This window comes from Streptomyces sp. NPDC005181, assembly GCF_040608395.1.
In the GTDB taxonomy this organism is placed as follows: Bacteria; Actinomycetota; Actinomycetes; order Streptomycetales; family Streptomycetaceae; genus Streptomyces.
On the sequence record NZ_JBEXID010000147.1, the window covers coordinates 1 to 10,147 of the forward strand.

Annotated in this window: 6 protein-coding genes and 1 pseudogene; 4 read left to right on the forward strand and 3 right to left on the reverse strand. The window is 69.2% G+C overall.

The features are described from left to right. Window positions 1-133 precede the first annotated feature (133 nt). The 3 genes from ABZV38_RS37795 (at window position 134) to ABZV38_RS37805 (ending at window position 5,015) form a co-directional block, all read left to right on the forward strand. The gene (locus tag ABZV38_RS37795) at window positions 134-3,316 is read left to right on the forward strand and encodes a glycosyl hydrolase 115 family protein (RefSeq protein WP_356333166.1); all 3,183 of its coding nucleotides are present in this window, start codon (window positions 134-136) and stop codon (window positions 3,314-3,316) included. A 29-nt stretch (window positions 3,317-3,345) separates the two neighbouring features. Then, a complete protein-coding gene (locus tag ABZV38_RS37800) occupies window positions 3,346-3,726 on the forward strand; it encodes a hypothetical protein (RefSeq protein WP_356333169.1) in 381 nt (126 codons plus the stop codon). A gap of 155 nt (window positions 3,727-3,881) precedes the next feature. Then, a complete protein-coding gene (locus tag ABZV38_RS37805) occupies window positions 3,882-5,015 on the forward strand; it encodes an NADH:flavin oxidoreductase/NADH oxidase (RefSeq protein WP_356333171.1) in 1,134 nt (377 codons plus the stop codon). Between the two features lie 44 nt (window positions 5,016-5,059). On the opposite strand, the gene tnpB is transcribed toward ABZV38_RS37805, so the two are convergent. From tnpB to ABZV38_RS37820, 3 genes are all read right to left on the reverse strand, one after another. Continuing rightward, a complete protein-coding gene (tnpB, locus tag ABZV38_RS37810) occupies window positions 5,060-6,520 on the reverse strand; it encodes an IS607 family element RNA-guided endonuclease TnpB (RefSeq protein ID WP_356333173.1) in 1,461 nt (486 codons plus the stop codon). Beyond that, window positions 6,517-7,017 carry an IS607 family transposase gene (locus tag ABZV38_RS37815; protein ID WP_356333175.1) on the reverse strand — a complete coding sequence of 167 codons (501 nt, stop codon included), beginning with the start codon at window positions 7,015-7,017 and terminating at the stop codon, window positions 6,517-6,519. The genes tnpB and ABZV38_RS37815 overlap by 4 nt, the downstream gene beginning before the upstream one ends. Window positions 7,018-7,141: 124 nt before the next feature. After that, entirely contained in the window at window positions 7,142-7,762 is a 621-nt protein-coding gene (locus tag ABZV38_RS37820; RefSeq protein ID WP_356333176.1) for a DinB family protein, read from the reverse strand. 479 nt (window positions 7,763-8,241) lie between these two features. On the opposite strand from ABZV38_RS37820, the pseudogene ABZV38_RS37825 reads away from it, so the two are divergent. Then, a pseudogene (locus tag ABZV38_RS37825) lies at window positions 8,242-9,963 on the forward strand (GH92 family glycosyl hydrolase); the annotation flags it as partial. Window positions 9,964-10,147: the final 184 nt, after the last annotated feature.

Consider the following 10,147-nt stretch of genomic DNA (forward strand, 5'->3'; position numbering starts at 1 on the left):
TCCAACTTGAGCCTCAACACCTCAAGGATCACAGGAGACGGCGTGTTTCACGTATCAGGGCAGGTCAGAGCACCCACACATACGGCAGGAGAGCCCAATTTGTCATGGGTGTGAACAAAACTGGGAGAGCAGTATGGACAAGCACTTCCCGCAACATGTGAGCCGCAGATCGATTCTGGGGCTCGGACTGGGGCTCACCGCCCTGACAGCAACACCTCTCGGCTCGCTGCTCGGTCTCTCGTCGGAGGCCTTGGCCGCCGCGCCGGGCGCGGCCGGGCAGCCGACCGACCCCGGCGCGTACATCTCCTTCACGCCCCGCTCCGGCAGCTTCCCGCTCTTCAGGGCGGGTGCAGCGGCCCCCATCCTGGTCAGTGACCGGGACTACGCGGGCGTCGTCCGGGTGGCCGGTGACCTCCAGGCCGACATCGAGCGCGTCACCGGCGTCCGCCCCGTTCTCTCGCGGGGCGCGACGCCGAAGGGCCGCGAGATCGTCATCATCGGAACCATCGGCCGCAGCCCGCTGATCGACGGACTGATCGCCGCGGGCAAGCTCAACGTCTCCGGCATCAAGGGCAAGTGGGAGACCAGCCTCCAGACCGTCGTCGAGAAGCCGCTGCCCGGCGTGGACCGGGCCTTCGTGATCGCGGGCAGCGACCAGCGCGGCACGATCTACGGTACGTACGACGTCTCCCGGGGGATCGGCGTATCGCCCTGGTACTGGTGGGACGACGTCACCCCCGTACACCGGGACGGGCTGTACGTCCTGCCCGGCCGCCACACCCAGGGCACCCCGGCCGTGAAGTACCGCGGGTTCTTCATCAACGACGAGAACCCGGCGCTCGGCACCTGGGCACCGGCGTTCTTCGGCCCCGGCAAGGCCCCCGGCTTCGAGGGCGGCTTCAACGCCGACTTCTACGCCAAGATCTTCGAAGTGATGCTGCGCCTCAAGGCCAACTACCTCTGGCCGGCTGTCTGGGGCCGCGCGTTCGCCGAGGACGATCCGAAGAACCACGCCACCGCGAAGGCGTACGGCGTCGTCATGGGCACCTCGCACGAGGCGCCCATGATGCGCGGTATCGAGGAGTGGAACCGGCACGCCGTCGCCGCCGTCCGGGACAGCGCGGGCAACATCACCACCCCCGGTCACGACCCCTACGGCGGCACCGGCGAGTGGTCCTTCCGTCGCAACGCCGAGGCGATCAAGGCGTACTGGGCCGACGGTATCCGCCGGATGAAGGACGATGACTTCGAGGGCGTCGTCACCCTCGGCATGCGCGGCAACGGCGATGTCAGCCTGCCGGACGGCGACGGCATCGAGCTGATGACCGAGATCATCGCCACCCAGCGGCAGATCCTGGCCGAGGTCTCCGGCAAGGACGTCACCACGATTCCGCAGGTGTGGACGCTCTACAAGGAGGTCCAGCGGTACTGGGACCGCGGCCTGCGGGTGCCCGACGACGTCACCGTCGTCCTCACCGACGACAACTGGGCCAACATCCGTAAGCTGCCCGATCTCAAGAACGATGCCCGCGAAGGCGGTTACGGCCTCTACTACCACTTCGACTACGTCGGGGTGGGCCGCAACTACAAGTGGGTGGACACCGCTTCGCTGCCGAACATGTGGGACCAGCTCCACCAGTCCGTCGCCTACGGTAACCACGGCCTCTGGGTCACCAACGTCGGCGACCTCAAGGGCAACGAACTGCCCACGCAGTTCTTCCTGGAGTACGCCTGGAACCCCGGTCGCTGGACCCTTGACCGGCTGCCGGAGTGGGAGGAGCAGTACGCCCGGCAGAACTTCGGCGAGCAGCAGGCCGAGGACATCGCCGAGGTGCTCCGTACGTACGCGCAGCTGCAGTCCCGGCGCAAGCCCGAGCTGCTCAACCGCAAGATCGCCCTCGACCCGGCCAAGCACCCCGCCAAGGACGCGTCGGCGATCGTCTACGACGACCAGGCCACCCCGTTCAGCCTCACCGACTACCGCGAGCTGGAGCGCGTCACCGAGGAGTGGCAGCGGCTCGGGGCCGACGCCGAGCGGATCGGCCGAGGGATCCCCGCCTCCGTCCAGGACGCCTGGTACGAACTGGTCGGCTACGAGGCGCAGGCCACCGCCAACCTGTACGCCCTGCGTGAGGCCGAGTTCAAGAACCTGCACTACGCGGCGCAGGGCCGGGCCCTCACCAACGATCTGGCGGCCGCCGCCGAGGCCCGACTCGCCGATGACCTGGCGCTGGCGGACCGTTTCAACACGAAGGTCGCCGACGGGAAGTGGCAGGGGTTCCAGACCCAGCCGCACATCGACTACGGCGATGTGGCCCGCTACGGGCCGAATGCCCCCTGGCAGCAGCCCGAGCTCAACAACGTCGCCATCAAGGACGTGCTGTTCCCCGCGGTCAAGCGCATCGACCTCCCGGCCGGCGCCGAGATGGGCGTGGCCGTCGACGGCTCGGACAAGTGGTGGCCCGAAGAGAGCTCCCCGGCCGTGCTGCCGGCCTTCAGCCCGTACCAGAGCCAGGCCGCGCAGTACATCGAGGTGTTCAACCGGGGCGCCGCCCCGTTCGACTACCGGATCAGGACAGGGGCTTCCTGGCTCGTCGCCGACCGCGTCAGGGGCCGGGTCGACAAGCAGGACCGGATCACCTTCCGCGTCGACTGGTCACGGGCGCCCAAGGGTGTCACGGAGGTGCCGATCACAGTCAGCGGTCCGGACGGACGTAAGGTCGTCGTCCAGGCCGTGATCGACCACCCCAAGGAGCGGCGCTCGCAGCTCGAAGGATTTGTGGAGGCCAACGGATACGTTTCCATCGAGGCGGACCACTACTCCCGCTCTGTCGGCGGCAACGGGATCACCTGGCAGCGCATCCCCGGCATCGGACGGACCGGCGACGGTATGGAGCCCTTCCCGGTCACCGCCGCCCGCCAGAGCCCGGGCGGCAGCAGCCCGCGGCTGGAGTACCGGGTCAGCCTGTTCACCACCGGGCCGGTCACCGTGCACGCGTACCTGTCGCCCCGCAACAACGCGCTGGCGTCCGACGGCCTCACCTATGCCGTCTCCTTCGACGACGACGCGCCGCAGCGGGTGAACGTCACAGCGGTGACGGGATCCGACGACGGCACCATGAACGTCCAGTGGGCGCGGAACACCTCCGACAACGTCAACCGCACCAGTACGGTGCACCACATCGGCCGGGCCGGTGTGCATGTGCTGAAATTCTGGATGGTCGACCCGACGGTGGTGCTGCAGAACCTGGTGGTCGACACCGGCGGCCTCAAGCCCAGCTACCTGGGCCCGCAGGAGAGCCTCCGGCTGAAGTGAGCCGTGGGACGGGCAAGAGGAGCAGAGCGATGAATGGTGAGATCGAGGACGCCGACGGGCACGGTGCGATCCTGGGCGTGACCCCCGTTGGGGCGGGAGTCGAGGTCCGGGTAGCGGGTCCGGCGGGGGAGCTCTCACTGATCTGCACCCCTGCCCGGTCCCGGGAACTGGCTGCGGCTCTCACCCGTGCGGCGGACGAGGTGGAGAGCGCGCAGTCGGCGGAGCCCGTCACCGTCACGGCGCAGGAGCTGCGCCGCGGTGACGTACGGGACGGCGACCGGGCCATGACGGTGGAAGCCGTCAGGGTCGACGGGGCGACCGTCCATGTCACCTGGACTTCGGGCGCCGGGCGCAGCTGGACCCAGGGCTATGACGCGGACGCGGAGATCACACTGCGACGCCGCGCCTGAGTCGTGAACGACTCGCAGGTGAGGCCCTTCCCCGAGTCGGGAAGGGCCTCACCTGCATCGTCGCGTTGTACGAGAGTCATCGTAATTTGACGAACGTCGTACTACGAGAGGTATCGTACTAACGGTCCTGTCGTCCCGGCGAAACGGAGTCCGTCGTGAGTGTCCTGTTCGAGCCCTGCACTTTGAGGTCGCTTGTCATACCCAACCGGGTATGGATGGCGCCCATGTGCCAGTACAGCGCGGAAGCGGTGGGGCCGGACGCGGGCGTCGTGACCGACTGGCACTTCGCCCACCTCGCCGCACGCGCCGTGGGCGGGACCGGTCTCATCCTCACCGAGGCGACGGCCGTCAGCCCCGAAGGCCGGATCAGCCCCGCCGACCTCGGCATCTGGAACGACACCCAGGTGGTCGCCCTCCGGCGGATCACCACCTTCATCAAGAGCCAGGGCTCCGCCGTCGGCATCCAGCTCGCCCACGCCGGCCGCAAGGCATCGACGGCCGCCCCCTGGCTGGGCGGAGGTCCCGTGGGCCCGGACGAGGACGGCTGGCAGCCGGTCGCACCCAGCCCGCTCCCGTTCGACGAGGGTCATCCCGTACCGCACGAGCTGACCGTGGACGAGATTCACGGCGTCGTCGAGCAGTTCCGCGAGGCCGCTCGGCGAGCCCTCGACGCGGGCTTCGAGGTCGCCGAGGTGCACGGAGCCCACGGCTATCTCGTCGGACAGTTCCTCTCCCCGCACAGCAACCGGCGCACGGACGAGTACGGCGGCAGCTTCGACAACCGCGTCCGGTTCGCCCTGCAGGTCGTCGATGCCGTGCGCGAGGTATGGCCCGAGGACCTGCCCGTCTTCTTCCGGATCTCGGCCACGGACTGGCTCACCGAGAACGACGAGGACGACCGTGAGGGCTGGACCGTCGACGAGACGGTTCGGCTGGCCCAGGAGCTGCAGGCCCACGGCGTCGACCTGCTGGACGTCTCCAGCGGCGGCAACGCTCCGAACGCCCGCATCACGACGGGACCCGGATACCAGGTCCCCTTCGCCGCCCGGGTGCGCGAGGAGACCTCGCTGCCCGTCGCGGCCGTGGGACTGATCACCGAGCCGCAGCAGGCGGAGAAGATCGTGGCCGACGGGCAGGCGGACGCCGTGCTCCTCGGGCGGGAGCTGCTGCGGAGCCCGTCATGGGCGCAGCACGCGGCGCGCGAACTGGGCGGCGAGATCCACAAGCCCGCCCAGTACCTTCGAGCGAGCCGTCTGACACGACGAGCCGTTGCTTTGATCATCAAGTGATCTCAACAATCCCGGCGTTTCCGCCGGGATGGTCCGTAACGGTCTCACCGGAACGCGGGTTGCGCGCCGGGGTCCTGTTGACGGTCTCCCGTTTCCTTCCCGGCCCGGGGACTGGGGATTGTGCCACCTGCCCGCACCGTCCCGGCCTCGCGGCGCGGGCGGGTGGTGCGGGTCTTGCGGTCGGCTCCACGGGGCTTCGACTCCGCCTCGACGGCGTTGTCCAGGTCTCCGGCCACTCCGGTACCTGTTCTACGGGCCGCGAGAGCGACCAGGTTGTGTCCGGCGTTCGCGTCCCGGTCCAGGACGAGACCGCAGTTGTCGCACGCGAAGACGCGCATGCTGAGGGGCAGCTTGGCTTTCACCGCACCGCAGCGCGAGCAGGTCTTCGAGGAGGGGAACCAGCGGTCTGCGACGACGAGACGTGTGCCGCGCCGACGGGTCTTGTAGGTGAGCTGGCGTCGGATCTCGCCGAACGCGGCATCCGCGACGCGGCGGGACAGGCGCCGGTTGCGGCCCATTCCGGCGACGCCCAGGTCTTCGATGATGATCGTGCCGTACTCGCAGGCGAGGTGGGTCGTCATCTTGTGGAGGGTGTCCTCGCGGAGGTTCGCAACCCGGTGATGGATCTTGTTCCGCGCCTGGTTGGCCTTCTCCCAGCGGCGGGAGGCCTGCTGACCGGTGCGCCGGTCGGGGCCATGCCGACGCGAGACGACACGGCTGACGCGGCGCAACTGCTTTAGCGCGCGGTCGAGGTGGCGTGGGTTGGGTTCTGCGCTGAGGACGCCGTCGCTGTCGGCGAGGACCGCGAGGGTCTTGATACCGAGGTCGATACCGACCGCGGCGTTAGGGCGGGCAACCTTCACCAGCTCGTGCCGCTGCTCGACCTGGAGCGCGACGAACCAGCGGCCCCGGTCCAGGCGGACCGTCGCGGACAGGATGCGCGCGTTCCCCGTGTCGATCACGGCCCGCAGGTCAGCTCGGTTCTCGTGCAGGCGAACGGTGCCGATCCTGGGCAGGGTGACGTGCCCGCCGTCAGGCTCGATGCGGATTGTTCCGGTGGTGAACTTGCAGGTAAGGCGCGCTTTCCGCTTCGACTTGAAGCGGGGGATACCCATCTTTCGGCCGTTGCGCTTGCCGCTCTTCGACTTCGCGTAGTTGTCGAACGCAGCCGACGCGCCTGCCAGACCGGTGTTGTACGCCTCCTTGGAGTTCTCCTCCCACCAGCCGGCGAAACGTGAGTTGGTGCGCTTGTCCTCGTTGAACGCCTTCCGCAGCGAGGGCAGCGACCACGACCGCCACTGGGTCAGCTCATCCTCGGGGATGCCGTATGACTGCTCGGACTTGCGCTGCCACCACACGGCAGTGACGTAGGCGACGGCCCAGTTGTACGCGGCCCGCGCGGCGCCTGCGTGCGAGCGCAGGTGGCGGTTGGCCGTGGCGTTCGGGTCCAGCGCCAGCTTGCGTGCCTTCACGACGACGCCCGGTTGCGACTTGAACTTTTTCACCCGGCCGCCTCTTCGCCGGTGGCGACGGCGACGGCCCGGGCGACGCGATCCTTCGCGCAGCGGCGGCCGTACAGGCGGGCACACATCGAGGTCAGGACCGCGGTGATGTCGCCTACGAGGTCGTCGGCGGTCTCGGCCGAGTCGAGGACGATCAGGCGTCGTCCCGCGGCCGAGAGGGCTCCTTCGAGGTGCTCGACGCCGAACCGGGCGAGGCGGTCGCGATCGATCTCCGTTACTACGTCAGCGACGGTGAGTCCCTGGCCCGTTGCGCCCTGCACGGTCCGGGCGACCTGGCGCTCCAGGTCCCCTTTCCGGTCACCGGACGAGACACGGCAGTACACCACGACCCGCCCGGGGGCCTGCGGGGCGGGCTCGGCCACCAGCCGTGTACCCGACGGTGTCTGGACGACCGGGACCGGCATACGGCCCTCTTTCGCCCAGGTCCACGCGGTCTGGTAAGGCCCACCGTTGCGTGGCGCCCATTCGGAAAGCTTCACAACATCAGAATATTCACCGAGAATACCGGACATCCACTGAAAAGAATGGGAACTGTTGTTCACCCCTGCCGGACATCCGGCGGGGCTCGGCGCGTTGCGCCCCCGCCGCCGCCAGGGCTCTGCGTCAGCCCCGCCGCGCGCGGAACAGGTCGCGGATCAGGGCGATCTCGGCCCCATGGTGCAGCAGTTCCTGATTGACCCACCAGACCGTTTCGATGAACGGATCCTCCGGGTCGCTGCCATGCGGGTAGGTGCTGTGTCCCACGGTGTCGAGCGCCGCGTCGTCGGCGCCGAGCAGCGCCTCCCGCCAAGCGGCGGCGCCGGATTCGAAGGCCGCGACCGCCCCGGCGGCGTCCCCGGCGACCACGTAGTCGTCCCGGGTCAGGGTATGGCTGCCGTTCGTGTGGTCGGCGCGGAGGGCAAGCAACTCGCTGAGGTGACTCAGCCGCCACGCCAGGGTGGTGAACGGCGGCGGTGTGGGGTGCGGTGGAGGCGTCGCGTCGCGGCCCCAGTCACCTGCGCCGACGAGAACGGTCGCTCCGGGCCCAGGCCCCGCCGTGCGCCGCCGGACCGACCAGCAGCCCGGCACCGGCTCCCAGAGGTACTCCTCGTCGGTCATCGACACGACCTCGATGTCCGTGCCGTTGCCGCTGTCCATGACGGGGCCGGTCATGCGGTCGGCAAGGCGCCCCCGAGCGAAGTCGAACTGCTGCAGCAGGGGGATCAGGCGTGGTGGTGTCGCCATCGGACGCTCCTGGATCGGCTCGGTCGGACTCTGCGGACACCTGCTGAGGGCACACGCTCACCCGGACCCTGTCACAGCCGGTACGACACCGCGCTCTATTTTCTTGACGATCGGCGGCCCTCCTCGGAGGTGCGGGCTCGATACCCGCCCTTGGTACGGCGATCGGTCGCGGGGCGGCTCACTGCCGAGAGCGAGAGCATGGTCGTGGTCGCCCGCGGCACGACGTCCCCCATGCCGCCGTAGGTGTCCGCACCCACCGCCCGGGCGGTACAACTGCGCCTGTTGGCGGTGCATATGGATATGGGCCGGCAATACGGCCGCCCGCCGTCTTCGTTCACCGCTCGTTCACCGGGCTCACCGTTGGCCGCATTCCCTGACACGCCGTCGGCATCTACGCTCGGCCGCGCATCGATCAACGTTGCCCCGGCCGGACCCCGGCTGTCGACAACGTTGTCCAACCTCGCGGAAGGTAAAGCGACATGCCCCTCAGACCGTTGCCCGTGGCGAGGCGCTTCGGCGCGCGAACGGCCGCTGTGATCCTGAGCGGTGCGCTCGCCGCCGCGGTCATGCCCCCGGCCGCCGAGGCGGCCACCGGACTGGTCACGCACCCCGCCGCCTACGTCGATCCGCTGATCGGCACCGCGAACGGCGGCAACACGTTCCCGGGCGCCACCCTCCCGTACGGCATGATCGGCTGATCGCCGACGAGCACCAGAGGGGATCAGACCAGCACCGGCGCGGCGAACGGATACGACTACGGCACCACCCGGCTGCGCGGACTGAGCCTGACCCATGTGAACGGCGCCGGCTGCAACCCGGGCGCTGCCGGTGACGTACCGATCATGCCGTTCGTCGGGGACGTCACCTCCTCGCCGTCCGCCGACACCAAGGACGCCGTCTACGCCGCGAACTTCTCGCACGACGACGAGCGCGCTGTGCCGGGCCGCTACACCCTCGGGCTGGACAACGGCGCCACCGCCGACCTGGCGGTCAGCCGCCGCGCAGGCGTGGCCGACTTCAGCTTCCCCGCCGGCAAGCCCGCCAACCTGCTCTTCCGGGTCTCCAACTCGCTCAACGGCAGCGAGGACGCGGAGGTCGCCATCGATCCCGTACACCACAAGGTGACCGGCTCGGTGCTCACCGGCGCGTTCTGCGGACGGCGCGCCAACGGCGGTACCAACAACCGCAAGAGCTACTACCGGCTCTACTTCAGCGCCTCCTTCGACCGTGGCTTCGCCTCGACCGGTACCTGGAAGGACGGCACGCTCACCCCGGGCGCGACCACGGGCAGCGGCGGTGAGGGCTACGCCACCGGCGCCGACCGGGCCGGGCGGGGCTCCGGCGGCTGGGTCGGGTTCGACAGCAGTGCCGACAACGATGTCCATATGCGGATCGGCATCTCGTACGTCAGCCTGGCCGGGGCCGAGGCCAACCTCAAGGAGGAAGTGGCCCCGCACGCCGGGGTCGACGACGTCTCGGCCGCCGCGCAGCGTACCTGGGACCGGGAGTTGCGCTCCGTGCGCATCGGCGGCGGCAGCACCGCACAGCGCACCACCTTCTACACCGCGCTGTACCACTCCCTCATGCAGCCCAACCTGATCAGCGACACCGATGGCCGCTACCCGGGCATGGACGGAGCGCCGCACCGGGTGAAGCGCGGGCAGGGAGCGCAGTACAGCAACTTCTCCGGGTGGGACCAGTACCGCGCCCAGATCCAGCTGCTCGCGCTGCTCAAGCCGGAGATCGCCGGTGACTTCGCCCAGTCGCTGTACAACTTCGCGCAGCAGAACGGCGGGGTATGGGACCGCTGGGTGCACATCAACGGCGCCACGCACGTCATGACCGGCGACCCGACGGCGGCCACCCTGGCCACCTTCTACGCAATGGGCGTACGGAACTTCGACTACGAAGGCGCCTTCGAGTCTCTCGCGCGCCAGGCGACCGTCCCCGTCGACGACGGTCTCTCCGATGCGGGATGCCCCGGCCAGTGCACCGGGCAGCGGCCCAATCTGGCGCAGTACCTGACGTCGCACTACGCACCCCAGGACGTGTGCCACTGCTGGGGCGGCGCGGCGGAGACGCTGGAGGACTCGGTGGCCGACGCGGCTCTCGGCCGCTGGGCCGAACTGCTCGGACGTGACGAGCAGGCCATGTACTTCAAGGAGCGCGGCGGCTGGTGGCGCAATGTGTTCAACTCCGCGGCCACCGACGGCGCCGGGACCAGCGGTTACGACCTTGGGGGAAATTCGAGCGGGCCTGGTCGGGCCGTGACATGAGAAGGGCCGCACGTGTTGGGTGAGTTGTGAAGCTGACCTGGGCCCGTGCGGCCTGCTCCCATCCTGCCCTGTCTGGTGTCTCTCGCGGACATTTCGGCGAGTTGCTCGA